The 25364-nt window shown below is 72.4% G+C and carries 21 protein-coding genes and 1 pseudogene; 8 read left to right on the plus strand and 14 right to left on the minus strand.

The window, feature by feature from the left end; translation table 11 throughout:
- Positions 1-64 precede the first annotated feature (64 nt).
- A complete protein-coding gene (locus Athai_RS25480; RefSeq protein WP_030449102.1) occupies positions 65-481 on the minus strand; it encodes a roadblock/LC7 domain-containing protein in 417 nt (138 codons plus the stop codon).
- Positions 478-4182 carry a sensor histidine kinase gene (locus tag Athai_RS25485; protein WP_203963841.1) on the minus strand — a complete coding sequence of 1235 codons (3705 nt, stop codon included), beginning with the start codon at positions 4180-4182 and terminating at the stop codon, positions 478-480. Before Athai_RS25485 ends, Athai_RS25480 begins: the two co-directional genes overlap by 4 nt.
- A gap of 478 nt (positions 4183-4660) precedes the next feature.
- Here Athai_RS25485 and Athai_RS25490 point away from each other — a divergent pair, with 478 nt between their 5' ends.
- The 6 genes from Athai_RS25490 to Athai_RS25515 all read left to right on the plus strand — a co-directional run bounded on the left by Athai_RS25490 (position 4661) and on the right by Athai_RS25515 (position 10726).
- Positions 4661-5428: an ABC transporter ATP-binding protein gene (locus Athai_RS25490; protein WP_203963842.1), complete on the plus strand. Its 768-nt coding sequence runs from the start codon at positions 4661-4663 to the stop codon at positions 5426-5428.
- A gap of 50 nt (positions 5429-5478) precedes the next feature.
- Positions 5479-6192 (plus strand): ABC transporter ATP-binding protein, encoded by a 714-nt coding sequence (locus tag Athai_RS25495; protein WP_420829842.1) that lies wholly within the window; start codon positions 5479-5481, stop codon positions 6190-6192.
- Between the two features lie 362 nt (positions 6193-6554).
- Positions 6555-7208: a uridine kinase family protein gene (locus Athai_RS25500; RefSeq protein WP_203963844.1), complete on the plus strand. Its 654-nt coding sequence runs from the start codon at positions 6555-6557 to the stop codon at positions 7206-7208.
- Positions 7209-7653: 445 nt separating this feature from the next.
- Positions 7654-8799, plus strand: a complete 1146-nt coding sequence (locus tag Athai_RS25505) for an ABC transporter substrate-binding protein (RefSeq protein WP_203963845.1) — start codon at positions 7654-7656, stop codon at positions 8797-8799.
- A complete protein-coding gene (locus Athai_RS25510; protein WP_203963846.1) occupies positions 8799-9680 on the plus strand; it encodes a branched-chain amino acid ABC transporter permease in 882 nt (293 codons plus the stop codon). Before Athai_RS25505 ends, Athai_RS25510 begins: the two co-directional genes overlap by 1 nt.
- Complete coding sequence (locus Athai_RS25515) at positions 9680-10726, plus strand: branched-chain amino acid ABC transporter permease (protein WP_203963847.1); 1047 nt, start codon at positions 9680-9682, stop codon at positions 10724-10726. The genes Athai_RS25510 and Athai_RS25515 overlap by 1 nt, the downstream gene beginning before the upstream one ends.
- A 72-nt stretch (positions 10727-10798) precedes the next feature.
- Here Athai_RS25515 and Athai_RS25520 read toward each other — a convergent pair whose 3' ends face one another.
- Together Athai_RS25520 and Athai_RS25525 are read right to left on the minus strand one after the other, a co-directional pair.
- Entirely contained in the window at positions 10799-12115 is a 1317-nt protein-coding gene (locus tag Athai_RS25520; protein WP_239157163.1) for a cytochrome P450, read from the minus strand.
- Between the two features lie 215 nt (positions 12116-12330).
- A complete protein-coding gene (locus Athai_RS25525; protein WP_239157164.1) occupies positions 12331-13887 on the minus strand; it encodes an aldehyde dehydrogenase family protein in 1557 nt (518 codons plus the stop codon).
- 512 nt (positions 13888-14399) lie between these two features.
- Here Athai_RS25525 and Athai_RS25530 point away from each other — a divergent pair.
- Together Athai_RS25530 and Athai_RS25535 are read left to right on the plus strand one after the other, a co-directional pair.
- Positions 14400-14624, plus strand: coding sequence for a hypothetical protein (locus Athai_RS25530; RefSeq protein WP_203963848.1), 225 nt, complete (start codon positions 14400-14402; stop codon positions 14622-14624).
- The gene (locus tag Athai_RS25535; RefSeq protein ID WP_203963849.1) at positions 14618-15151 is read left to right on the plus strand and encodes a DUF1269 domain-containing protein; all 534 of its coding nucleotides are present in this window, start codon (positions 14618-14620) and stop codon (positions 15149-15151) included. The genes Athai_RS25530 and Athai_RS25535 overlap by 7 nt, the downstream gene beginning before the upstream one ends.
- 86 nt (positions 15152-15237) lie before the next feature.
- Here Athai_RS25535 and Athai_RS25540 read toward each other — a convergent pair whose 3' ends face one another.
- The 10 genes and pseudogenes from Athai_RS25540 to Athai_RS25585 all read right to left on the minus strand — a co-directional run bounded on the left by Athai_RS25540 (position 15238) and on the right by Athai_RS25585 (position 25345).
- Positions 15238-16161, minus strand: a complete 924-nt coding sequence (locus Athai_RS25540; protein WP_203963850.1) for an endonuclease/exonuclease/phosphatase family protein — start codon at positions 16159-16161, stop codon at positions 15238-15240.
- Between the two features lie 4 nt (positions 16162-16165).
- Complete coding sequence (locus Athai_RS25545) at positions 16166-17257, minus strand: adenosine deaminase (protein ID WP_203963851.1); 1092 nt, start codon at positions 17255-17257, stop codon at positions 16166-16168.
- 96 nt (positions 17258-17353) lie between these two features.
- Positions 17354-18034, minus strand: coding sequence for a DUF4272 domain-containing protein (locus tag Athai_RS25550; protein WP_203966170.1), 681 nt, complete (start codon positions 18032-18034; stop codon positions 17354-17356).
- Between the two features lie 212 nt (positions 18035-18246).
- A complete protein-coding gene (locus Athai_RS25555; RefSeq protein ID WP_203963852.1) occupies positions 18247-18594 on the minus strand; it encodes a cupin domain-containing protein in 348 nt (115 codons plus the stop codon).
- Positions 18595-18648: 54 nt separating this feature from the next.
- A complete protein-coding gene (locus tag Athai_RS25560) occupies positions 18649-19353 on the minus strand; it encodes an ATP-dependent Clp protease ATP-binding subunit (protein ID WP_203963853.1) in 705 nt (234 codons plus the stop codon).
- Between the two features lie 56 nt (positions 19354-19409).
- Positions 19410-20687: a thymidine phosphorylase gene (locus Athai_RS25565; RefSeq protein WP_203963854.1), complete on the minus strand. Its 1278-nt coding sequence runs from the start codon at positions 20685-20687 to the stop codon at positions 19410-19412.
- Positions 20688-20754: 67 nt separating this feature from the next.
- Positions 20755-21147, minus strand: a pseudogene (locus Athai_RS25570) (cytidine deaminase); the annotation flags it as partial.
- A 25-nt stretch (positions 21148-21172) separates the two neighbouring features.
- Positions 21173-22456, minus strand: a complete 1284-nt coding sequence (locus Athai_RS25575) for an ABC transporter permease (protein ID WP_203963855.1) — start codon at positions 22454-22456, stop codon at positions 21173-21175.
- Complete coding sequence (locus Athai_RS25580) at positions 22456-23793, minus strand: ABC transporter permease (RefSeq protein ID WP_203963856.1); 1338 nt, start codon at positions 23791-23793, stop codon at positions 22456-22458. Before Athai_RS25580 ends, Athai_RS25575 begins: the two co-directional genes overlap by 1 nt.
- The gene (locus Athai_RS25585; RefSeq protein ID WP_203966174.1) at positions 23786-25345 is read right to left on the minus strand and encodes an ABC transporter ATP-binding protein; all 1560 of its coding nucleotides are present in this window, start codon (positions 25343-25345) and stop codon (positions 23786-23788) included. The genes Athai_RS25580 and Athai_RS25585 overlap by 8 nt, the downstream gene beginning before the upstream one ends.
- Positions 25346-25364 lie beyond the last annotated feature (19 nt).

Below are 25364 nucleotides of genomic sequence, written 5' to 3' on the forward strand. Positions count from 1 at the left end.
GCGGACGCGGCGAACCACACCGCCACGCACCGAGTCGTCAGCCCGAGGGAATCCACGAGACCCCTCAGCTCAACCGTGCGGTCCCCTCGCGCGGTGCCGGGGTGAGCGCATCGCCGACTCGGTCGACCAGCAATGCCATCTCGTACCCCACCTGCCCGACGTCACAACTCCGGGCAGCCAGCACCGCGAACGAGGATCCGTCGCTGATCGACATCAGAAAGAGAAAGCCGTTGTCCATCTCGACGACGGTCTGCAACACCGCGCCGCCCTCGAAACACCTCGACGCGCCCTGGGTCAGGCTGACCAGCCCGGACGCGATGGCGGCGAGCTGGTCGGCCCGGTCGCGGGGCAGGTCCCGGGAGGAGGCGAGTAAGAGGCCGTCGGCGGAGACCGCGACCGCGTGCGCCACTCCGGGAACCCTGTCCGCAAAGTTGGACAGCAGCCAACCGAGGTCCTGGGTACCTATCTGCTGGGTCGTCATGCCTCCTGCTCCTCGCCAGCACCGTCACCGGTGCTCCTGTGTCCGGGCGCGGCTCCCGCCCGCGGCGAGTCACCGCCGCCGGCGCGTCCGCGCTGGACGCCTCGGTGGTACGCGGACAACAGCCCACGGACCGCTTCGGGTGAACGTTCCCGTGCCCGGGACTTAGGACGGGACGCATCTTCGATACCGCCCGGCACCAGCTGAGCCATCGGGCGCCGGATCGGCAGACCGGCGGAGGTGGTGTCGGACTCCCGCGGGGTGGTGATCGCGGAGGCCGCCTGCCAGCCCTTGTCGGCGGCCGAGCGCCACGGGTCGATGTCCGGCCGGCCCTCGGAGGGCACCTCGGCCGCCGGCCGGCCCGGCGGCATCTCGGCCGGCGGCTGCCGGCGCGCGAGCGGCTCGGCCATCGGCCGGTCCATCGGCTCGGCCATCGGCCGGTCCACCGGTGCGGCGGGGCCCGGCTCGGCCGGGCGGCGCGCCGGCTCCGCCGGCCGGGCCACCGGCTGGTTTCGCGGCGCGTCGCTGCCGGCGGGCACCCGAGTAGGCAGCACGGTGGGCCGCTTCTTCGGCTCGGCCGCACGCACCGGCGCCTCCTGTGCTCGGGTTGCCGTCATCCCCGCCGGTCGGGCGGCGGCCGCCACCGGCGCGGGTGGGGTACCGACCGCGGGCGCGGACCGGGGCCGGGACGGGCTGGTCCGGAACCAGGCCGACTCGACCTCGCGGAAGATGGGCAGCTCCATCGTGTCGTCGACATTCCTCGGGATGATCTCGGCCCGACCTGCCCCGGAACCGTGCTCGGGCTCCGGCGTGGCCGATTCTAGCCCGCGCTGTGCCGAAATCTCCTCATCCAACCGGCCGCCGTCCGACCGGCGCTGCTGCGCCACCGGGGCCGGGTCGGCCGGCGCCGACGGGGACCAGACGTCCCGGCCGGGCAGCTGCGGCGTCTCCACCGTCAGGTCCTCGGCCATCGGCCGGGCCGGCGGCTCCGCCCACGGGTCGTGCCCGCCAAGCGTGCCCGCCGCCGGTTCGCTGACCGGCTCCGGATCGGCGGTCGGTCGCTGCGCCGCGCGCCGGACCGAATCGTCCAGCGATCGGCGCGGCGGCTCCGCCGGGATCCGGTCGAACGTCACCGTGTCGTCGGCCGCCGAGGCCGGCGGCGTGCTGCCCTCCCGACGAAGCGACGCGGTCCGGTCCGGCTCCGACCCGGTCAACCGCTGGTACGGGCCGGGCTCGGCCGGCTTCTCGTACGCCGGCGGCTCGGCCTGCTGGTACGAGGTCTGCTCGAACGCGCTCGGCTCCGGCTGCTGGTAGGCCGCCGGCCGGGACTGCTCGTACGGGCCGGGCTCGGCCACCGGCGGCGCATCGAAACTGCCGGTCTGCTCCTGGGCGAGCTTGCGGGGCGGCGGGTCGAACAGGCTGCGCCGGATCGGTTCGTCGGCGCCTCGGGCCGGGGCCGGCTCCGTACTCGTCGGCTCGTCCTGCTGGCCCGGCTGGCGCCGGGGCAACGCGCTCGATCCGTTGTTCAACCGGTGCCCGTTGGCCGCGTCGGCGAGGCTGTCGCGCGCCGGCGGCTGGAACGGGATGCCCGGCATCGGGTCGACCGGCTCCGGGGCGGCCGGCCGCGGCGCTTCCCGGGTGGACCCGCCGGGGCCGGTCTCCAGCGCCAGCGGACCGCCCTGCGCCGGCAGCTCGCTCGGGCGAACGCCGGGCCGCTCGGTCGGTACCAGCACGGCGGCCGGCAGCACCACGTCGGCGACGGTGCCGCGTTCCGGCGCCGGCCGCAGTTCGATCTTGATGCCGAGCCGGGACGCCAGCCGGCCGACCACGACCAGACCCATCATCCGGGACACCGCGACATCCACCAGCGGCGGATTGGCCAGCCGCTCGTTCACCTCGGCCAGCACGTCGCCGGACATGCCGATACCGCGGTCCTCGATCTGCACGATCGCCCGGTCGCCGACCCGGCGCGCGTCGACCACCACGGCGGTGTCCGGCGAGGAGAACGCGGTCGCGTTGTCCAGCAGCTCGGCCACCAGGTGCACCACGTCGTTGACCGCGGTCGCCTCGACCTCGACGTCCCGGTCGACCACCCCGAACTCGATCCGGGTGTACTGCTCGACCTCGGACTGCGCGGCCCGCAACACGTCGCCCAGCGGCGCCGCCTCGCGGCGCGCGCGGGTGGAGTCGGCACCGGCGAGGACCAGCAGGTTCTCGTCGTTCCGGCGCATCCGGGTGGCCAGGTGGTCGAGCTGGAACAGCTGCGCCAACCGGTCCGGGTCCTCCTCGCCCTGCTCCAACCGGTCGAGGTGACCGATGAGCCGGTCGACCAGCAGCTGGGACCGGCGGGCCAGGTTGATGAACATGGTGGAAACGCTGGCGCGCAGCACGGCCTGGGCGGCGGCCACCCGGACCGCCTCCCGGTGCACCACGTTGAACGCCTCGGAGACCTGGCCGATCTCGTCCCGACCGCGCACCTGGATCGGGTCGCGCACCTGGCCGGCGATCTCCTCCGGGGTCTGGCCACCGATCGACTCGGCCGTCTCCAGCTGGCCGACCGCCTGCGGCAGGCCCTCGTACGCCACCTGCAGCGCGCCCTCCCGCAGCCGGCGCAGCGACCGGGCCATCGCCCGCGCCACCAGCAGGGCCAGCACGATGGCGATCACCAGGACGACCAGGCCGGCGCCGGCCTCCGCGATCACCTGCCGGACCACCGAGGCGACCTGCGCCTTGGCGTGCGCCGCGGCGTTCGCGTCGAGCAGCTTCTCCACCGAGCGGATCGCGTTGATCCGCTTCGCCATGGCGGAGTTCCAGTCGCTGGCCTGGATGTCGAGGTGGTTGTTGAGCCCGACGGTACGGGCGTCGGTCTCCAGCCGGGTCGAGTCCTGCACCTGCGGGCCGCTGACCGACTCCTCCAGCTCCTGCTTCTGTTCGTCGGAGGCGGACCGGTTGAACGAGTCGTACGCGCTCTGCTGGTCGGTCAGGGTGCCGAGGAACGTCTCGAAGCTGGTCGCGTCGAACCCGCTGGAGTCGTCGATGACCCGCAGCAGCGCCAGCTGCTCCTGGGCCGCGTACTCCTTGGCGTCGGAGAGCGCCGCGTTCGCGGTGAGCTCGCTGGACAGGCTGCGGTCGTCGGTCAGGTGTGTCATCGAGTCGCGCAGATCGAGCAGCTCGGAGATGAGGACCTGGTAGCGGAAGGTCACGGACGCGACGGTGGCGTCGCTGGACGACGACAGCACCTCGCTGCGGCCGGTCTTGGTCAGCGAGTCGAGCTGGTCGTCGATGACGGTGAGGTTGCTGGAGATGTCCTCGGAGGTGCCGCTGACCTTGTCCCGCTCGGTGCGGTAGGCCCCGATCCGCTCGTCGGTGGCGGACGACTGCTTCTTGAACTGGTCGGCCAGGTCGGAGTAGCCGGACCGGCCCTTGGACAGCATCGCCTCGGCGGCGTCCAGCCGCTCGTTCTGCAACTGCTCGACCAGGTTGCCGGCCTGCGTGCTCAGCTGCAGCGTCGCGTCCACCCGGCGTGCGTCGGACAGCGTCTTCCCCGCGTTGGCGAGCTCGATCCCGGCCAGTGCGACGACCGCGAGCACCGGGACGACCAGGATCAGGCCCAGCTTCGACTGGATGCGGACGTCGCTCAGCCGCGGAATCGGGCGCCGCCGGCGTTGGCGTCCTGCCTGGGTCGCCGCGGTCCGCTTGCTCACTTGCTGCCGCCTTCCAAGACTGCGTGACTGCTTGTGTGCTTGTCGGGCCGGGCCACTACACCGAGCCCCCGGGGGATTCCACCACGCTCGATCAGAAAGAGAAACCCCGAGCAGGGTACGGCAAGTGGGACACCGCATACCGGCCGGCCGGGCGACATCCGATCCGGTCGGAGAGTGTTCATGTCGCTACCAACAGTGCAGAGCATTCGGCCTGGTCATGCCGCGGCGAACCGGCCGCCAGCGCACCCGTGGTCATCGATCCGTATCAATCTGGTAGCGGTCGGTTCGTGCCCCGTTGGCGAGAAACGACCGAGCTACGAAGATATCGCCGCGGTCCGCCCCCAACCAGCTGCCCGGGCACCATTCCTCCCGCCGCCGGAGGGCGCGAGAATGACCGGCGACAGAACGGCCACGACGTGCCGTGCGGATCGAGTGTTGGTAAGGGAAAAATGTCAGCTCTGCATCGGCCGTCGGTCCGATGAACTGTGCCCTGGAGGTCTCCGCGGCGACCGTCCGCTACGGCGGCGTGGCGGCCATCGACGACCTGTCCTTCCACCACGACGACGGCGGCGTCGTCGGCCTGATCGGGCCCAACGGCGCCGGTAAGACCACCCTGCTGAACGTGCTGTCCGGCGCGGTCCGACTGACCACCGGGCGGATTTCGTTGCGGGGGCGTGACCTGACCAGCCGCAAGCCGCACCAGATCGCCCGGCTCGGCATCACCCGCACCTTCCAGAACCTGCAGATCTTCGGTTCGCTGTCGGTGCTGGACAACGTGCTGCTGCCGCGGGTCGCCCGCGGCTGGGCGACCGCGGTCGGCGACATGGTGCTGCTGCCGCAGGCACACCGCAAGGTGCGGGCCGAACGGGCCCGGGCGCACGACCTGCTCGACCGGGTCGGCATCGCCGGGTACGCGGACCAGCCGGCCGGCTCGCTGCCGTACGGGCTGCAGCGGCGGGTGGAGATCGCCCGCGCGCTGGCCGGCGACCCGGCACTGATCCTGCTGGACGAGCCGCTCGCCGGGCTGTCCGCCTCGGAGAGCGTCGACCTCACCGAACTGTTCACCAAGGTGTCCACCGAGGGCATCACCGTGCTGCTGGTCGAGCACGACGTGGCCAGCGTGCTGTCGGTGTCCAAGCGGGTCCTGGTGCTCGACCACGGCCGGTTGCTGGCCGACGGCACGCCCGACGAGGTGTCCGCCGACCCGGCCGTCCGCGCCGCGTACCTCGGTGAGGAGTGGACATGAGCGGGCAGACGGCCGCGGCGGCGACGCCGAGCGGGGCGGACGACGGCGAGCTGGTGCTGTCGGTGACCGGGCTGGTCGCCGGGTACGACCGGATCGAGGCGCTGCACGGCGTCGACATCGAGGTACGCGCCGGTGAGGCGGTGACCCTGATCGGCGCCAACGGAGCCGGCAAGACGACGCTGCTGGGCACCATCGCCGGCCTGTTGCGGTCCTGGCGCGGCCGGATCCAGTTCGCCGGCGAGGACGTCACCCGTTGGTCGGCCGAGCGGCGCAGCCGCGCCGGCCTCGCCCTGGTACCGGAGGGCCGGCGGGTGTTCGCCGGCCTCACCGTCGAGGAGAACCTGCACCTCGGGGCGTACTCGCGGGCCCGCTCGTCCACCGGCGAGGGGCTGGCCACGGTCTACGAGCTGTTCCCGAAGCTGAAGGACCGCCGGCGGCAGCCGGCCGGCACCATGTCCGGCGGCGAGCAGCAGATGCTCGCGATCGGCCGGGCACTGATGAGCCGGCCGAAGCTGCTGCTGCTGGACGAGCCGTCGCTCGGCCTCGCGCCGCTCGCGGTCCGCGAGGTGGCCGACGCGCTGGTGGAGCTGGCCGGCCGGGACACCACGCTGGCGCTGGTCGAGCAGAACGCGCAGGTCGCCTTCCACGTCGCGCAGCGCGGCTACCTGCTGGACCGCGGTGCGGTGGTGACCGCCGGTACGGTCGACGAGCTGCGCGACGATCCGCGGGTGCACCAGGCGTACCTGGGGCAGCCGGCCCGATGACCAGCTGCAGAACGACGCGGTAGCGGCGCATGTCGGAGTGCCCGACCTGCACCGCGACCGGCTGGGGGCCGGGAACACCGACGCCCCGGTCGACCGGGTGGCTGGCCCGGGAGGTACGCGGCGCCGGGGGTCACGTGGGCGGTCCTGCCGGCCGTGTCGACGCAGACCCCGGGTGACGTCCCCGGGACCCGCGCCGCGCGCCGACCGTGTTTCCGGCCACCCTGCGCGCCCGCCCCGGTCGAACGAAACCGCAGCTCACCGGCGCTGTTTCGGGGTGTCGGCGGGGATGTCGGGCGATCACCGCGACGCGACCGCACCGGTACCCTGCTCTGGACCTGTCGACGGAGCCGAACGGAGGGGCGATGCACGCCGACGGAGGTATCGCCCGGGTCGTGCTGCTGGCCGGCCCGTCCGGCTCCGGCAAGTCGTACGTGGCGCGCCGGTGCGGCGTTCCGGTGCTGCCGTTGGACGACTTCTACCTCAACGGCGACGATCCGCGGCTGCCCCGGGTCGGCGACGGTCCGGCGACCGGCCCGAACCCGGCGCCGGTGGACTGGGAGTCGCCGGCGAGCTGGGACGCCACCGCTGCGGTTGCCGCGATCGAACTGCTGGCCCGGACCGGCTCGGTCGAGGTGCCGCACTACGACATCAGCGTCGACCGGTGCACCGGGTACGAGCGGCTGGAGCTGCGGGGCGCCCGGGTGTTCGTGGCCGAGGGCATCTTCGCCGCGGAGATCGCCGCCGCGTGCCGGGACCGCGGGGTGCTCGCCGGGGCGTACGCGCTGCGGCGGCCCCGGGGGGTCACGTTCTGCCGCCGGCTGGCCCGCGACCTGCGCGAGCACCGCAAGCCGCCGGCGGTGCTGCTGCGTCGCGGCGTGCGGCTCTACCACGACGAGTCGCGGGTGTTGACCCGGCAGGCGGCGCTGGGCTGCCGGCCGGCGTCGGCGGCCACGGTCCGCCGCACGATCATCGCGGCCGCCGGGACGTCGACGGCGCGGCAGACCGCCCTGTCCTGACTTTCCGTACCAGCCGGTGCGAGGTTCCGACATCTCGATGTCACCCGCTCGACGTACTGCATCGACGGTGGGTGCAGCGACCCGCACGGTCGGTGGTCGTCATCGCGACGTGTGTCACCACGTATCGATCGATGCCGATCCGTGGCGTACGGTCATCTCCGCGCTGGCCTGCGCGTGCTGTCTTGCGGTTCAGTATCAATCCGACATCCGCGCAGGTCCACCGCTTGACGCCCGGCACGAAGATCATGAAGATCATCGCTGCGCTGCACTGCGGTAGTCGTTCGCACGTCGACCCGCCCGACCCGCGGCGGCCACGCACGTTGTGGTCCGGCTGAGCGGTGGCGCGACGGGTTGTGCCGTCTCGGCCCACCCGATCGATCCCACGAATTGAGCAGGGGGCGAGCAGGTGTCCACGCGACACTGGGTAGCGGCTGGTCTTGCCGCGGTGGTGACACTCTCCGTCGGTACTGGATGTGCCAAGGAGCAGAGTTCCGGCGGTGACGGCAGCTCGCAGATCGTGATCGGAGCGGACCTCGAACTGTCCGGCCCCGCCGCGGTCCAGGGCGAGGCATACCAGCGGGCGCTCAAGATGGTCCAGGCCGACATCAACAAGACCGGCATCAAGGTCGGCGGCAAGACCAAGAAGGTCAAGCTGGTCATCCGGGACAACAAGTCCGATCCGGCCGAGTCGTTGACGGTGGCGAAGTCGCTGATCAACAACGACCACGTGGTGGCGATCGTCGGCGCCGGCGCCTCTCCGACCACCATTCCGATCATCCCCACCGTCGAGAAGGCGAAGATCCCGCTGGTCTCGATGGGCTCCTCCGGGGCGATCGTCACGCCGGTCCGCAAGTACATCTTCAAGACGCCGGGCAACACCGACGTCATCGGCAACGTCATGCTCAAGGCGTTCGCCAAGAAGAAGATCAAGAAGGTCGCGGTGCTCTCCGTCGACAACCCGTACGGCGAGGCCGGGTTGAAGGAGTGGCAGGCGCTGGACAAGGCCGGCAAGATCGACCTGGTCGCGCACCAGAAGTTCTCCAGCGAGGTCAAGGACCTCAGCGTCCAGGCGACGAAGGTGCTGGCCGCGAAGCCGGACGCCGTCGTGGTGTGGGCGATCCCGCCGCAGTCCGGCCTGGCCGCGAAGGCGCTGCGGCAGAAGAAGTTCTCCGGCGACAAGGTCTACTACGACACCGGCGCCGGCTCCGAGCTGTTCGTCAAGGGCGCCGGTGCGGCGTCCGAGGGCTCGTACATGGTGCACTCCCGGGTGCTGGCCGGTAACGAGATCACCGCGACCACCCCGGCCGCGCAGACCGAGAAGAACTTCTTCACCGAGTACTCGGCGAAGTACGGCGGCTTCTCCGGCTTCGCGCCGATGGCCGCCGACGCGCTGAACCTGATCGTCGCCGGCATCAAGAAGGCGGGCTCGGCCGATCCGCAGGACATCCAGAAGGCGATGGAGCACCTGAGCTACGACGGCGCGTTCGGTACCTACCAGTTCAGCCCGACCAACCACGGCGGGGTCAGTGAGTCCTCGTTGACCGTCCTTCAGGTGAAGAACGGGACGTGGTCTCTCAGCGATCTCGGCTGATGAGCGAACTGCTGCAGTACGTGGTCACCGGTCTCACGACCGGCTCCGCGTATGCCCTGGTGGGCCTGGGCATCGCCCTGATCGCCCAGGTCACCGGGGTGATCAACTTCGCCCAGGGTCAGTTCGTGATGCTCGCCGGGCTGCTGTTCGCGGTCCTGGAGGAGCACCAGGTACCGACGGTGCTCGCCGCGCTCGCGGCGCTCGCCGTCACGGTGCTGGTCGGGCTGGCCCTGGAGCGGCTGGTGCTGCCCCGGCAGGCAGCCGGCCGCACCGACCAGGCGATCATGCTGACCATCGGCGCCTCGATCGTCATCGAGGGCGTGGCGTTCGTGACGATCGGTACCGAGCCGAAGTTCGCCCGGCCGTTCACCGCCGGTGACGCGCTGCGGTTCGGCGGCGCCTCGATGGACCGCCAGTACCTCTGGGTGATCGGCATCGCGGCCCTGGTGATGCTCGCCGTGTGGCTGGTGCTCACCCGCACCCGGACCGGCTGGGCGATGCGGGCCACCGCGATGGACCCGGACGCCGCCCGGCTGTCCGGCATCTCGCCGAGCCGGATGTCGATGCTGGTCTTCCTCGCCGCGGCGGGGCTCGGCGCGATCGGCGGCATCGTCCTCGCGCCGCTGCAGTCCCCGGACGCGAGCGTCGGCATCGGGCTGGGGCTGAAGGGTTTCGCGGCGGCGGTGATCGGTGGCCTGGACCGGCCGGCCGGTGCGGTCGCGGGCGGCCTCGCGGTCGGCGTCGTCGAGGCGCTGGCCAGCGGGTACCTGCCGTCGTCCCAGTCCGGGTTCGCCGACGGCATCGCGTACGCGGTGTTGCTGGTGGCGCTGATCGCCCGGCCGACAGGGCTGCTGCGCCGAGTCACGGGAGAACGCGTCTGATGGCCGCCACCGACACCGCGCCGGCCGAGGCCCCGACCGGGCTGCTGGCCCGGATCGACACCCACCGGCGGCTCCGGCCGCTGGTCCGGGTGGCGCTGCCGGCGGCACTGCTGCTCGTCGCGCTGCTGCTGATCCCGTTCGTGTTCACCCGGGTGGCGCCGTACACGATGGCGGACGGGGTGCAGCTGGTGCTGCTGGCCGTCGCCGCGCTGGGGCTGGTGCCGCTGACCGGGTACGCCGGGCAGGTCTCGCTGGGGCAGGCGGCGTTCTACGGCACCGGCGCGTACGCGACGGCGATCCTGACCGTGCACTACCACCTGAGTCCGCTGCTGGGCATCCTGGTCGGGGTGGTCGCGGCCGGGCTGCTGGCGTGGCTGCTCGGCCTGGCGCTGTTCCGGGCCGCCGGCCACTACCTGACGCTGGCCACGATCGCGGTCGGCCTGGTGCTCGCCGTGGTGGTCAAGCAGTTCGACCTGACCGGCGGCGCCGAGGGCATCTCCGGTCTCCCCGCGCTGTCGCTCGGCGGTCTGCAGTTCAGCGACGACGTGAGCTTCTTCTACCTGGCCGCGGCGGTCCTGGTGGTGGCGAGCCTGGTCGTGCAGCGGGTCTGCCGGTCCCAGTTGGGCACCACCCTGCTGGCGATCTCCGACTCGCCGATCGCGGCGCAGTCCGCCGGGGTCGACCCGGCACCGCAGAAGCGGTTCGCCTTCGTCCTGGCGGCGGTGTGCAGCGCGCTGGGCGGCACCCTGTACGCGCTGTGGTCCAGCTTCGTCGACGTCAACACGCTGGACCTGAACCTGTCGCTGCAGCTGCTGATCATCGCCACCGTCGGCGGCCGGCGCAGCGTGTACGGCGCGACGGTCGGTGCGTTCGTCGTGGTGTCGCTCGCCCGGTTCGCCAAGGAGTGGCTGCCGGCGGTGTCCAGCCACGCCGGCGGCCAGGTCGAGATCATCGCGTACGGCCTGGCGCTGATCCTGGTGCTGCGGTTGCTGCCGCGCGGCATCGTCGGTGGCGCCGCCGCAGCCCTCAAGCGCCTGGTCAGGTAAGGGTCGGGTCGCTGGGCCGGCCCGCTGCTGCTTCCTGGGGTCCAGGCCGGTTGAACGGCCTGGACAGGGCTTCTAGCGGAGGGTCCAGCCGATCGGCAGGTGCTTGATGCCGTGCTGGAAGTTGGACCGCAGCCGCTGCGGTTCACCCGCCGCGCGCACCTCGGCCAGCCGGTCCAGCAGCGCGTCGAACATCGCCACCAGCTGCGCCTTGCCCAGCATCGAGCCGAGGCAGTAGTGCGGGCCGTGGCCGAACGACAGGTGATCGGCCGCGGAGCGGGTCACGTCGAACGTGTCCGGGTCGTCGAACGCCCGCGGGTCGCGGTTGGCCGAGGCGAAGTAGACGACCACCTTGTCGCCGGCGGCGATGCGCTGCCCGGCCAGCTCGGTGTCCTCGGTGGCGGTCCGGCGGAAGTGGATCACCGGGGTCCACCAGCGCAGCATCTCGTCGGCCGCGCCGGGCAGCAGCGACCGGTCCGCGGCCAGCCGCCGCCACTGCTCCGGGTGGTGCAGCAGCGCGTACATGCCGCCCGGGATGCCGTTCCGCAGCGTCTCGTTGCCGGCCACCGCGAACAGCCAGAACATGTTCTCGAACTCGTCGGTGGACAGCCCGTCGCCGTCCACCTGGGACAGCATCAGGGACATGATGTCCTCGCCCGGCGCGCGGCGCTTCTCGGCCGCCAGCTCGTGCGCGTACGCGTACAGGTCGGGGATGCCGCCGCGGGTCCGCGGGTCGGGCATGGTGCCGTCCGGGCCGGGGCTCGGCCGCACCGCGAGCGCCGCCTTCGCCATCGGCGTGGTGCCGGTGGCGTCGGTGAGCGAGATCGCCGCGTACTCCGGGTCCTGGAAGCCGATCACCCGGCTGGCCCAGTCGAACATCAGGTACCGGTCGGTCTGCGGCACGCCGAGCACGTCGGCCAGCGTCCACACCGGCAGGTCGGCGGCGACCTTGGCGAAGTCGGCGGTGTGGTCGGTGCTGCCGTCGATCATCTCGTCCACGATCAGCCGGGCACGTTCCACGATGCGTTCCCGCAGCCGCTCGACCGCCCGCGGGGTGAACGAGCGGTTCACGATCCGGCGCAGCCGGGAGTGCTCGGGCGGATCCATGTTCAGCATCGACTTCTGCACGTACGCCAGGTCCTCCGGCGTCGCGGGGTCACGGATCTGGGTGGCGCCCAGCTCGGACGAGAACAGCTGCGGCCGCTTCAACACCTGCTTGACCTCGGCGTGCCGCCAGACCGCCCAGTACCCGGGGCCGTGCTCGGCACCGTCGACCGACCGCTCCGGCACCCAGGACACCGGCGCCGCCTCCCGCAGCCGGGTCAGCTGCTCGTACGGCATGCCGGTCTGGTAGGTCTGCGGGTCGTAGACGACCTGCTCGTCGGTTGCCACCACTGCTCCCTTGCCGGCCTCGGCCGTCCCGGCCGGGCGCTCCCCCGGCCGGCCACGCACCACTGATCTTGCGCTCGCGAGCTTGCCAGCCCGATCGACCGAAGGCAATACGACGCCAACCACCCCCGCCCAACCCGCCGCCGACGGCGTTGATCACGGGGTTATCTTGTCCGGCAACCGCTCTCCAGCCGGACAACCCCATGATCGACAGGGGCTCAGCCGCGAGTGGCGGGGGCGTCGGTGAGTACGCCGTTGAGACGGCGCGGCAGGCCGAGCGGGTTCGCGTCCCGCAGCGCGGCGGGCAGCAGCGCGTCCGGCACGTCCTGGTACGCCACCGGGCGCAGGAACCGGCGGATCGCGGTGACGCCGACCGAGGTGAACAGCGGCGCGGTCGTCGCCGGCCAGGGCCCGCCGTGCTGCTGCGCCCAGGACACCGCGACACCGGTCGGCCAGCCGTTCCACAGCACCCGGCCGGCCCGCTCGGAGAACGCCTCCAGCAGCGCCGCCGGCAGCTCCGGCTCGGTCTCCTCACCCTGCACGGTGCCGGTCAGGCTGCCGGGCAGCAGCTCGACCGCGCGCAGCAGCTCGTCGGCGTCCGCGTACTCGACGATCAGCGAGACCGGGCCGAAGCACTCCCGCAGCAGCTCGTCGGCGTGCTCGACCAGCGTCGGCACGTCGACGGCGAGCAGTGCCGGGTTCGCCCCGAAGCCCGGACCATCCACAGTGGATGGAGCCAGCAGGGCGCGGACGCCGGGCACCGCGGCGAGCTCGCGCACCCCGGCCTGGTACCCGGCGCGGATCCGGGCGTTGAGCAGCGGCGCGACGGTGGCGGCCCGGCTCGCCCGCACCAGCACCTCGGTCAGCGCGTGCCCGGTCGGCAGGAACAGCAGCCCCGGCTTGGTGCAGAACTGGCCACTGCCCATCGTGTACGACCCGACGAATCCCTTGGCGATCTCGGCGCCGCGCACCGCGACCGCGGCCGGCGTGGCCACCGCCGGGTTCAGCGAACCCAGCTCACCGTAGAACGGGATCGGGTCCGGCCGCGACGACGCCAGGTCGAACAGCGCCCGACCACCGCCGAGCGAGCCGGTGAACCCGACCGCGGTGATCGCCGGGTGCGTGACCAGGTCCCGGCCGGCCTGCTCGCCGTGCACGACGGCGAACGTCCCGGCCGGTGCACCGGCCGCGGCGAGCGCCGCTGCGACGACCTCCCCGGTGCGTACCGAGGTGGCCGGGTGGCTCGGATGCGCCTTCACCACCACCGGGCAACCGGCCGCGAGCGCGGACGCGGTGTCGCCCCCGGCCACCGAGAAGGCGAACGGGAAGTTGCTCGCCGCGAACACGGCGACCGGCCCCAGCGGCAGCAGCAACCGGCGCAGGTCGGGCCGCGGCGGCGTCGCGTTCGGGTCCGGCAGGTCGACGGTCGCCTCGCAGAAGGAGCCCTCCTCGACCGCGTCGGCGAACAGCTCCAACTGCGCCGCGGTCCGGGCCAGCTCGCCGGGCAGCCGCGGCGAACCGAGCGCGGTCTCCGCGTCGGCCAACGCGATCAGCTCGGCGTCGTGGTCGCGCAGCGCGGACGCGACCGCGCGCAGCAGCCCGGCCCGTTCCGGCAGGCTCAGCGCGGCCAGCGGGCCGGCCGCCCCGGCCGCGGCCCGGGCGACCGCATCGACCTGCGCCGGGTCGGCCACCGCCACCGGCGAGCCCACCTCTGCGCCGGTCCGCGGGTCGTACCCGCGCAGTTCCTCCGCCGCCCGTACGACCTGCTCGGTCACCTGCTGCCTCCCCGACCGTCGGTTCCAGGACCGGCGCACCAGCTCGGTACGCCGATGTCGGCACCGACCCTAGTCCGCACCGGCGGGATCGGCCCAGCGGGCGCGGCGGCACCGGCGGGATCGGCCCAGCGGGCGCGGCGGTCGAGGTGACAGCGCCCGTGCCGGCCGAGGCGGGCCCGGGCGCCGGTACGGGCGGCTCAGGAACCGTCGCGGCGGATGGCGCGGATCGCCTGCACCAGCACGACGATCGACAGGACGGCAAACAGCACGGTGAACACAGCGGTACGCATTTCCCCCACCTCAGAACTCCCGCCACCTCCCCAAGGTGGCTGCAGTCAGTTCAACACGCCTGCGACCAGCGAAGACGCCCAGGCACGGACAATGAGGGCCGCGCCACTGCCCGCAACCGGATCCGGTGGTCGGGCGTGAAGAACGACCACACCGCCGACTCCCGTGACACGGCGCCCGAACCCGTTAGGCTTGGCGCAGGAGCCAGATGCCGGGAGGGATCAGTGGCCGAACAGAATGCCCGCAAGCTGGTCGTCATCGACTTCGACGACGCGCTGCGCGCCCAGGAGTTCCTGCTGGCCGCGACGCGGTTGGTGAAGGAGGGACAGCTGACGCTGCACGACGCCGTGTTCGTCAGCCGGGGCGCCGACGGCCGGTCGATGGTGCGGGAGACGACCGACCTCACCCCGGCCGCGGTGCCCTCGGCGGCGCGATGTGGGGGGTGCTGATCGGGACCCTGCTCGGCGGCCCGATCGGGGCGCTGGTCGGTGGCGCCGCCGCCGGCGGCGGTGGCGCGCTGCTCGGCAAGCTGATCGACACCGGCATCAAGGACCACGAGGTCAAGCAGCTGCGCGAGACCGTCCGCCCCGGCACCACGGCGCTCGCACTGCTGGTCAGCAACGTGTCGACGGCGGCGCTGCAGGCCGAGCTGGAGCGGTTCCCGGGCGCCACGATCATGCAGTCCGAACTGCCGGAGAGCGCGCTGCACGTGGTGCGCGACGCGCTCGATGCGGCACCGGCCGAGGTCGCGCACGACCCGAACATCCGGATCGGGCTGGACGACCCGCCGCCGGCCGCCATCCCGGCCGACCCGAACATCCGCATCGGGCTGGACGACGAGCCGCCCCGGCCACCGGCCGACGAGCCGCCGTCCCGGCCGGTCGCGCCGCAGGACCCGACCGCGCCGCCGAGCGAGCAGCCGAGCGGCCCGCCGCACAGCAGCACCGAGCCGAACGGTCCGACCACACCGGCCTGACCTGCCCGCGATCCCGGCCGCCGCACCGTTCCGTTGGCGCCGGTCAGCCGGCGCGCGGCCGGGCCGCCGCCCGAGCGAGACCGCGCTCAGCTGACCGCGAGGTCGGCGACCAGGATGCGGTGGCTGGTGCCGCGCAGCTGGTAGGTGTGGATGGCACTCGGCTTGACCCGGTGGTCGAGCAGCACGTGGTCGACCGGCGTCGGCGGCACCGGCCACCCGGCGTACGTGGGTTTCAGGCCGGCGCCGACACCGATCGCCGCGTCGTCGTAGCCGTTGTCCTCCAGCTGCCGGAACGCCTGGTTGTCCTGGGTGGCGTTGAAGTCGCCGAGCAGCAGCTGGCTGCCCGGCTCGGTGGTGCGCGGCAGCGCCGACAGGTCGCGGGTCCAGTCGCCCACCGTCGAACCCAGCATCGGGGTACGGGTGTGCACCGAGACGACGTCCAGCGTGGTGTTCCCGACCGGCAGGCTGGCCCGGGCCAGCGTCGAGGTGGTTCCGGACAGGCTCCCCGCGGTGAGGTGGCCGGACGAGTACAACCCGGTGCCGGTGGTCTTGTCCGCCGGCTTGAGCACCTGGCTCGGCAGGTACTTGCCGATCCCGGCCCGGCGCAGCGCGCTCACCGCGGCCGGCGTCAGCTCCTGCACCGCGAGCAGGTCGGGCTTGACCGACGCGATCCGGCGAACCAGCCCGGCCGCGTCCGCGCCGCCGGCGTGCAGGTTCACCGTCATCACCGTCAGCTGGTAGCCGTTCGGCTTGGGCACCGGGCCGACCGCCCACCGGGGCAGCAGCGCACCCGCGTACGCGATGGTCACCAGGACCATGAAGATGCCGAGCTTCCGGCGGCCACCGGCGAACAGGATCAGCATGCCGAGCAGGCTGAGCCCGGTCAGGTACGGCACGAAGACCATCGCCTGCACCAGCGGCGTGATGCGGTCCCAGCCGGCCCAGCGGACCACGATGATCACCGTGAGCAGGACGACCAGGACCCAGCCGAGCGCGCGCAGCAGCCGCATCGCCTCAGCCGATCAGCTTCGCGTACGCCGGCTTGATCACGTCGTTGATCAGCGCCAGTCGCTCGTCGAAGCCGATGAACGCGCTCTTCATCGCGTTCACGGTGAACCACTGCAGGTCGTTCCAGCCGTACCCGAACGCCGCCGCGAGCAGCGCCATCTCGCGGGACATGCTGGTACCGGACATCAGCCGGTTGTCGGTGTTGACGGTGACCCGGAACCGCAGGTCGTGCAGCAGCCCGATGGGGTGCTCGGCGATCGACGCGGCGGCGCCGGTCTGCACGTTCGACGACGGGCACAGCTCCAGCGGAATCCGCTTGTCTCGCACGTACTGGCCGAGGCGGCCGATCCGGTGCCCGTTCGGGGTGCGGGCGATGTCGTCGACGATGCGCACGCCGTGCCCGAGCCGGTCCGCGCCGCACCACTGGATCGCCTGCCAGATGCTCGGCAGCCCGAACGCCTCGCCGGCGTGGATGGTGAAGTGGAAGTTCTCCCGCTGCAGGTACTCGAACGCGTCCAGGTGCCGGGTGGGCGGGTATCCGGCTTCGGCACCGGCGATGTCGAAGCCGACGACACCCTCGTCCCGGAACTCGACCGCCAGCTCGGCGATCTCCATCGACCGGGCCTGGTGTCGCATCGCGGTGAGCAGGGTGCCGACCCGGATCTGGTGCCCGGCCTCGGCGGCACGGTGACTGCCGATCGCGAAGCCGGACAGCACCACGGCCACCACCTCGGACAGGCTCAGCCCGCGGGCGGTGTGCTGCTCCGGCGCGAACCTGACCTCGGCGTAGACCACGCCGTCGGCGGCCAGGTCCTCGGCGCACTCCGCGGCGACGCGCTGCAGACCCGCCACGGTCTGCATCACCGCGACGGTGTGGTCGAAGGTCTCCAGGTAGCGCTCCAGCGAGCCGGAGTTCGCCGCCTCGACGAACCAGCGGCCCAGCTCGTCCGGGTCGGTCGAGGGCAGGCTGTCCGCGTAGCCGATCTCGCGGGCCAGCTCGATGATGGTCGCGGGCCGCAGCCCGCCGTCCAGATGGTCGTGCAGCAGGACCTTGGGTGCCTGCCGGATCTCGTCGATGGTGGGTACAGGTCGTGCCATGTACCGACCCTAGTCGCTCGGTGCGGGCCGCGACATTTCGGCTACCGGGTGGCGGCCGGACGTCACTCGTTCGACCGCCGGCCGCCCGCGCCGGGCTCAGACCGAGAGGTCGACGTCGTCCCAGTTCGGCGGGTCGTCGTGGTACGGGCCGCGCAGCACGACCGCCCACTCCAGCGCCCAGCGGCGGGCACCGATCGCGACCGGCGGCACCGGACCCGGCGTCGGATCGCCGTGCCGCTCGCCCTCCTGGTACGCCCAGTCCAGGCAGCAGTACAGGTCGAGCAGCGCGGCGGCCTCGGCCGGGTCGCGCCGGGGCGGGGGCAGCCGGGTCAACCAGGCGGGGAACGCAGCCGGGTCGGCCCACGGGTCGGGCAGCAGCACGTCCAGCCGGTCCGACCGGGGCAGCAGCGGATCCAGGTCGTCGGCCAGGCCGAGTACCCAGACCAGCCCGTGCAGCGCGTCGCGCTGCAGGTCGACCAGCGCCGGGTCGCCGAGCCGGCCGGCGATGAACCGCCATTCCCGCCGGGTGACCCGGTCCAGCAGCTGGGCGTCCCGCAGCCAGCGCATCGCGCTGCGCCGGGGCAGCCGGTCGTGCACCGCCAGCAGGACGGTGAGGATCGCGGCGCGGCAGGCCAGCTCGCGCCGCGGCCGGATCGCCACCCGGTCGCCCGGATCCCAGATCAGCGGGTACTGCGGCGGTGGCAGCCGGACGCCGAGCCGGCTCAGCTCGTCGAGCGTGCCCCGCCGTACCTCGGTCGGGTCCGGGGCGAGCGCCATCCGTTCCAGGATCGAGCCGTCCACGCCCCCTCACCTCCTGCGCGTCGTGCCGGGCCGGAGAGACCCGAAATCAGCCTCTGGGTGATCAACGCGGCACGTAGCGTTTGATGACGCGGGTGGGCAGCGCGGTGCCCTAATCGGTTGACCTCGACCCGGGTTCGTCCGGATCCGGGCGAACCCGGGTTGGCCGTCCCGGCCCCGGGCGGGCGGGGTCAGGCGCGGTGGGCGAGATCGGGAGCGAAGGCCGGCAGGCAGACCGCGAGGTACTCGGCGCCCTCCGGCGTGGTGTACCGGATGGTCTCGCCGGCGCGGGCGATCACCGCCTGGCCGGCCGCCACCTCGATCGCGCCGCCGTCGTGCTCCACCCGCAGCAGGCCCCGCAGCACGACCGTGTACTCGTCGAAGTCCGGGGTCTGCGGCGGCTCGTCCCAGCCGGCCGGGGCGATCATGTGGGCCACCGAGACCGCCTCGGTGCCGCTGTTGACGCGGCCCACGTACTCCTTGATCACCTTGCCGCCGGGCACCGGGATCTGGGTCGGGGTGTCGATCAGTTCAGGCATCCGCCGAGACTAACGGCCACCGGCGGCGAGGCGTGCCCGCCGCCCGCGAGACCGTCACTTGCCCTGCGCGCGCAGGTAGCCGGAGAGCTGCTCGACGATGTTGTCCCGCACCGCCGGGTAGGTGATGTCCCGCTCGGCCAGCAGCCGCGCCGCGACCGACCCGTCCTGGTCGGACTGGTCACCGGCCAGCAGCCCGAGCAGCAGGTGCTCGGTGCCGATGTAGTTGTGGTTCAGGTTGAGCGCCTCGCTCAGCGCGGCGGACAGCGCCGCGTTGGCCTTCGCGGTGAAACGCGGCTTGCCCTGGACCGGGCTGGCCGGGCCGAGTGCCGCGGTGGCCGCGTCCCGGATCTCGGCGAGCGGGCCGCCGAGCGCGTCGAGCGCCTTGGCCGCCAGGCTGTCCGGGTCGCCGCACAGTGCGATCAGGATGTGCTCGGTGCCCATGTAGCTGTGCCGGTGCTCGACGGCGATCGCCTCGCTGCCGACCATCACGTGCCGGGCGCGGGCGGTGAAGCGCGAGAAGTCGGGCGAGAAGCGCTTCTGCGCCGCCTGCTTGCTCACCCCGCCGAGCGCCTGCCCGATCTGCGCCCAGGAGACACCGGACACCCGGGCGGTGTCGACGAAGTGGCCGATGAGCTGGTCGCCGAGCGCGCTGAGGTCGCCGGCGCGGCGGGCCGCGCTGGCGAGCCGCTCGACGGGGTCCTCGGTGGTGGAGTTGACCTGGTCGATGAGTGCCCCCAGGGACACGATCTCTTCTGCCATGCGTCAACCATAAGTTGACGCATGGTGGATCGTCAACGCCGAGTTGACGTCAACCTTTAGCTGACCCGGTCCAGTACCAGCGGGCGACGTGCCGGCGCCTCGTCCGCGACCGTGACCGCGGCCCGCAGCTCGTCCAGCGCCGGCGCGATCCGGTCCGGGTCGTCGGCCCGCAGCTCCGCCAGGACGTCACCGCGCGCCACCCACTCACCCGGCTTGCGGTGCAGCAGCACCCCGGCCGCCGCCGACACCGGATCCTCCTTGCGAGCCCGGCCGGCACCCGCCCGCCACGCCGCGACACCCACCCGGTACGCGTCGATGGCGGACACCACCCCGTCCCGGTCGGCGCGCACCAGCTCGGTCTCCGCGGCGGTCGGCAACGGCGCGTCCGGGTCGCCGCCCTGCGCGCGCACCATCGCGCGCCACGAGTCCATCGCCGTACCGTTCGCCAGCGCCGCCTCCGGATCGACGTCCGGCCGGCCCGCCGCGGCGAGCATCTCCCGGGCCAGCGCCAGCGTCAGCTGCACCACGTCGGCCGGGCCACCACCGGCCAGCACCTGCACCGACTCGGCGACCTCGATGCCGTTGCCCACGGCCAGGCCGAGCGGGGTGGCCATGTCGGTGAGCAGCGCGACGGTACGCACCCCGTGCGCGCCACCCAGCTCCACCATGGTGCGGGCCAGCTCGCGCGCCGACGCGACGTCCTTCATGAACGCACCGGAGCCGACCTTGACGTCCAGCACCAGCGCGCCGGTGCCCTCGGCGATCTTCTTGCTCATGATCGAGCTGGCGATCAGCGGGATCGACTCGACGGTGCCGGTGACGTCGCGCAGCGCGTACAGCTTGCGGTCGGCCGGGGCGAGCGCGTCGGACGCGGCGCACACCGCGGCGCCCACCTCGCGCAGCTGGCCGACGAACTCCTCGCTCGACAGCCTGACCCGGAACCCCGGGATCGCCTCCAGCTTGTCCAGCGTGCCGCCGGTGTGGCCGAGGCCGCGGCCGGACAGCTGCGGTACCGCCACGCCGAAGCTCGCCACCAGCGGCGCCAGCGGCAGGGTGATCTTGTCCCCGACCCCGCCGGTGGAGTGCTTGTCGACCGTCGGGCGCCGCGCCCCGGACAGGTCGAGCCGGTCACCGGAGGCGATCATCGCGGCGGTCCACCGGGCGATCTCGGCGCCGGTCATCCCGTTCAACAGGATCGCCATGGCCAGCGCCGACATCTGCTCCTCGGCGACCTCGCCCGCGGTGTACGCCCCGATCACCCAGTCGATCGCCGCATCGGACAGCACCTGCCCGTCCCGCTTCGCCCGAATAACGTCAACCGCGGCATAACCCATCGCTCCCCCTCGTGCACGGATGCAGGTCGTACCGTCGCCCCGCGGACGGCGCGGGACGGCGGGATCAGTCCGACGTACCGGCGGACAGGTCGGTGACGTCGAACGCGTGCGGCAGCAGCTCCGCCATCGGGATCGGCGCCGGATCGGCGTCGACCAGGCACGCCGGCCCACCCTGCTCCCAGAGCAACTGCCGGCACCGGCCGCACGGCATCAGCGCGATCCCTCGACTGTCCACACAGGACACAGCCACCAGCCGGCCGCCGCCGGTGGCGTGCAGCGCCGACACCACGCCGCACTCCGCGCACAGCACCACGCCGTACGCGGCGTTCTCCACGTTGCAGCCGGTCACCATGCGGCCGTCCGCGGTCAGCCCGGCAGCGCCGACCGGATACTTCGAGTACGGCACGTACGCGTGCCGCATCACCTCGCGCGCCGCGGCCCGCAGCGCGGCCCAGTCCACCGCCGGCTCGTGGTGCTCGTCCACGTCAGCTCTTCACGTACGGCTTGCCGTCGGCGGCCGGCGCCCGCACCTTGCCGACCAACCCCGCCACCGCGAGGATCGTCGCGATGTACGGCAGCATGGTCAGGAACTGCGACGGGATCACGCTGTTCAGCGACGACAGGTTGCTCTGCAGCGCGTCGGCGAACCCGAACAGCAGCGCGCCGTACAGCGCGCCGGTCGGGCTCCACCGGCCGAAGATCAACGCGGCCAGCGCGATGAACCCGCGCCCGTTGGACATGTCCTTGCCGAACTGGCCCACCGAACCGACGGTCAGCGCCGCGCCGCCGATCCCGGCGATCAGCCCACCGATCAGCACGTTGCGGTACCGGACCAGCCGGACCCGGATGCCCAGCGTGTCGGCCGCCGTCGGGTGCTCGCCGACCGCCCGGGTCCGCAGCCCCCACCGGGTCTTGTTCAGCGCCAACGTGACGACCACGACCAACACGATCGCCAGGTAGGTGATGATCGTGTTCTGGAACAGCACCGGGCCGAGCACCGGGATGTCGGCCAGCAGCGGGATGTGGATCGGGCCGAACGTCGGCGGGTTGTTGTACGCCTCGGTGTTCGGCTGCATGAACCGGTCGTACAGGTAGCCGGTGACACCCATCGCGAACACGTTGAGCACCACGCCCAGCACGACCTGGTCGACCAGGTAGCGGATCGCCAGCACGGCGAGGATCGCGCCGATCAGCGCACCACCGATCGCCGCCGCGATCAGCCCCGCCCAGGCGCTCGCGAAGATCGAGCCGAACAGCGCGCCACAGAACGCACCGGTCAGCAGCTGGCCCTCGATGGCCACGTTGATCACGCCGGACCGTTCACCCAGCACACCGGCCAGCGACCCGAGGATCAGCGGCACCGCGAGGAACAGCGTCTGCTGCGCCAACCCCACCAGCGGCAGGAAGTTGCCGGCGATCTGCCAGCACAGGAACGACAGCACGAACGCCACCAGCGCCACCGCGGTGCAGGCGCCGAACCGGCGCTTCAGGTACCCGCCGAGCATCGCGGCGCCGACCAGCGCGCAGACCACGCCGAAGGCGATCGCGAACGGCCGCGCCGGCAGGTCGATCCCGGCGCCGTTGGACTTGACCGACAGGGTGAACCGCGCGGTCTCGTGCGCCTTGGTGGCGAGGCCGAACACCACCGCGGCGAACACCCCGGCAACCAGATAGACCAGCCCCGCCTTGCGGGACCGGGTCCAGAACCCGTGCACCGCGACGGACTCCGCGACGGTGTCCGAGAGCACCGCCTGTCCTGGGCCGACCATCAGCCGTTCCACCCCTTCGCCAGGTTCTGCCCGATCGTGCCGACCCGCTGCGCCCGCAACCGGAAGACCGCCTTCACCAGCGCCGGCGCCGCGACGAAGATGACGATCAGCGACTGGATGATCGTGGACACCTCGATCGGGATCTGCGAGGTCACCTGCATCTGCGAGGCGCCCGCCTGCAGCGCACCGAACAGCAGCCCGGCCAGTACGGTGCCGACCGGTTTGCCGCGGCCCAGCAGCGCCACGGTGATCCCGTCGAAGCCGATGTTGCCGACCACCGACGGGGTGATCGAGTTCGGCGTGTTGCCCAGCACGATGGCCGCACCGCCGAGACCCGCCAGCGCACCGGCGAAGATCATCACCAGCAGGTAGGTCCGGTTGATGTTGATCCCCGCGGTACGGGAGGCGTTCGGGTTCGAGCCGACCGCGCGGAACTCGAAGCCGAGCGTCGAGCGCCGCAGCAGCCAGGACACCCCGATGGCGGCGGCCACCACCAGCACGATCGCCAGGTTCGCCCGCAACCCGCTGCCGAACAGGTGCGGCAGCTGCGCGTTGGCCACCACCGGCTTGCTGATCGGGTCGTTGCGGCCCGGCTGCTGGATCCCGTGCTGGGTGACCAGCCAGGTCACGAAGCTCGGCGCGGCGATGTAGTTGAGCATGATCGTGGTGATCACCTCGTGCGCGCCGAACTTGGCCTTCAGCCAGCCGGCGATCATGCCCCAGATGCTGCCGCCGAGCAGCCCGCCGAGCACCGCCGCGATCACCCCGATCACCGGCGGCCAGGGCAGCAGGAAGCCGACCAGGCCGGCGCCGATCGCGCCCATCATCGCCTGGCCCTGCGCGCCGATGTTGAACATGCCGGCGCGGAACGCCAGGCCGACCGCGAGACCGGTACCGATCAGCGGTGCCGCGAAGGTCAGCGTCTCCGAGATCGGCGTGAGGACCTGGGTCCAGCTGGCCATCCCCCACCAGGCGTAGTTCAGCGTCTCGGGGTCGACGATCGACCCGGTGAACAACGCCGCGTACGCGGTGGAGATCGCGTGCCAGGCCGCCGAGAAGGTGTCGCCGGGCCGGGCGAAGAAGTACTGCATGGAGTCCAGCACCTGCTGGTCGGACAGCGCGATCACCAGCGCGCCGACCACCAGTGCCAGCACGATCGCGAGCACCGTGACGGTCGCCGAGTTCGCGGTCGTCAACGCGTCGATGACGATCGCGGTGCGGCTGCGCCGCGGGTCGCCGCTCTTCCGTTCCGCGCGGGCCTCACCCGCCGGGGCGGGCGGGTTCTTCTTCGCCGCGCCCGGGGTGTCCGCCGCCGGCTTCTCGTCGTCGCTACTCATCGCCGTCCTCCGCGGCCGACCCGTCGCCGGGCGTCTCCTCGGTCACGCCCGCCATCAGCAGCCCGATCCGCTCCCGCGGCGTGGCCGGATCCACCACCGCCAGCACCTTCCCCCGGTACATCACGGCGATCCGGTCGGCGAGGGCGAGGATCTCGTCCAGTTCGCTGGAGACCAGCAGCACGCCGGCGCCGTTGTCGCGCTCGGCGACGATGCGGGCGTGGATGAACTCGGTCGAACCGACGTCCACCCCGCGGGTCGGTTGGGCCGCGACCAGCAGGTCGAGGGGCCGCGACATCTCCCGGGCCACCACGACCTTCTGCTGGTTGCCGCCGGACAGGGTGCCCGCCGGTGTCGCCTCCGAGGAGGTGCGGATGTCGAACTCGTCGATCAGCTCGCGCGCCGAGGACCGGATCGCGGCCGGTTTCAGCGACAGGCCACGGCCGAACGGTGCCGTCCGGTACCGGTCCAGAACCAGGTTCTCGGCCACCGTGAAGTCGGCGACGAGCCCGTCGTGGCCGCGGTCGGCCGGCACGTACCCGACCCCACCGGCCAGCACCGCCGCGGTGCTGGTGGCCACGTGCTGCGCGGACGACAGCACCGGCCGGCCGTCGAGCTGCACCGCGCCGCCGATCGCCGGGCGCAGCCCCATGATCGCCTCGACCAGCTCGGTCTGGCCGTTGCCCTCGACCCCGGCCACGCCGAGGATCTCGCCCCGGCGCACGGTCAGGTCGATGCCGTCGACGGCCCGGTGCCCGCGGTCGTCGACCATCGACAGGGACTCGACCGCGAGGACGGCCTCGCCGGGCGTCGCCGGCTCCTTGTCCACGGTGAGCTTGACGTTGCGGCCGACCATCAGCGCGGCCAGCTCGTCCTCCGACGCGGACGGCTCGGCGGCGCCGACGACCCGGCCGCGGCGGACCACCGTGATGCGGTCCGCGATGGCCTTGACTTCCTTCAGCTTGTGCGTGATGAACACGATCGACTTGCCGGCCGCCTTCAGCGACCGCATCACGGTGAGCAGGTCGTCGATCTCCTGCGGGGTCAGTACCGCGGTGGGCTCGTCCAGGATGAGCAGGTCCGCCTCGCGGACCAGGGCCTTGATGATCTCGACGCGCTGCTGGATGCCGACCGGCAGGTTCGCCACCAGCTCGTCCGGGTCGACCCGCAGCCGGTACTCCTCGGACACGGCCGCCACGTCGCGCCGGGCCCGGCGACGGTCCAGCCAGCCGAACGCGCTGGTGCGCTCGGCGCCGAGCATGACGTTCTCGGCCACGGTGAACACCGGAACGAGCATGAAGTGCTGGTGCACCATGCCGATGCCGGCCGCGATCGCGTCCCGCGGTGAGCCGAACCGGCGCGGTACGTCGTCCACCACGATCTCGCCCTCGTCCGGGTCGAGCAGCCCGTACAGGACGTTCATCAGGGTCGACTTGCCGGCGCCGTTCTCGCCGAGCAGCGCGTGAATCTCTCCCGGCTCCACCGTGAGGTCGATGCGGTCGTTCGCGACCAGGTCACCGAACCGCTTGGTGATGCCCCGCAGTTCGAGTTTCAGCGTCCCGCCCCTTCTGCAC

Source organism: Actinocatenispora thailandica (assembly GCF_016865425.1).
Classification (GTDB): domain Bacteria; phylum Actinomycetota; class Actinomycetes; order Mycobacteriales; family Micromonosporaceae; genus Actinocatenispora; species Actinocatenispora thailandica.

Coding starts and splice junctions, on each gene's coding strand:
- Athai_RS25540 (WP_203963850.1), bottom strand. CDS start 16,161: ATGCGGCTGCTGCGCGCGCTCGGCTGGGTCCTGGTCGTCCTGCTCACG.
- Athai_RS25510 (WP_203963846.1), top strand. CDS start 8,799: ATGAGCGAACTGCTGCAGTACGTGGTCACCGGTCTCACGACCGGCTCC.
- Athai_RS25580 (WP_203963856.1), bottom strand. CDS start 23,793: ATGAGTAGCGACGACGAGAAGCCGGCGGCGGACACCCCGGGCGCGGCG.
- Athai_RS25515 (WP_203963847.1), top strand. CDS start 9,680: ATGGCCGCCACCGACACCGCGCCGGCCGAGGCCCCGACCGGGCTGCTG.
- Athai_RS25555 (WP_203963852.1), bottom strand. CDS start 18,594: ATGCCTGAACTGATCGACACCCCGACCCAGATCCCGGTGCCCGGCGGC.
- Athai_RS25575 (WP_203963855.1), bottom strand. CDS start 22,456: ATGGTCGGCCCAGGACAGGCGGTGCTCTCGGACACCGTCGCGGAGTCC.
- Athai_RS25560 (WP_203963853.1), bottom strand. CDS start 19,353: ATGGCAGAAGAGATCGTGTCCCTGGGGGCACTCATCGACCAGGTCAAC.
- Athai_RS25545 (WP_203963851.1), bottom strand. CDS start 17,257: ATGGCACGACCTGTACCCACCATCGACGAGATCCGGCAGGCACCCAAG.
- Athai_RS25565 (WP_203963854.1), bottom strand. CDS start 20,687: ATGGGTTATGCCGCGGTTGACGTTATTCGGGCGAAGCGGGACGGGCAG.
- Athai_RS25550 (WP_203966170.1), bottom strand. CDS start 18,034: ATGGCGCTCGCCCCGGACCCGACCGAGGTACGGCGGGGCACGCTCGAC.
- Athai_RS25500 (WP_203963844.1), top strand. CDS start 6,555: ATGCACGCCGACGGAGGTATCGCCCGGGTCGTGCTGCTGGCCGGCCCG.
- Athai_RS25480 (WP_030449102.1), bottom strand. CDS start 481: ATGACGACCCAGCAGATAGGTACCCAGGACCTCGGTTGGCTGCTGTCC.
- Athai_RS25490 (WP_203963842.1), top strand. CDS start 4,661: ATGAACTGTGCCCTGGAGGTCTCCGCGGCGACCGTCCGCTACGGCGGC.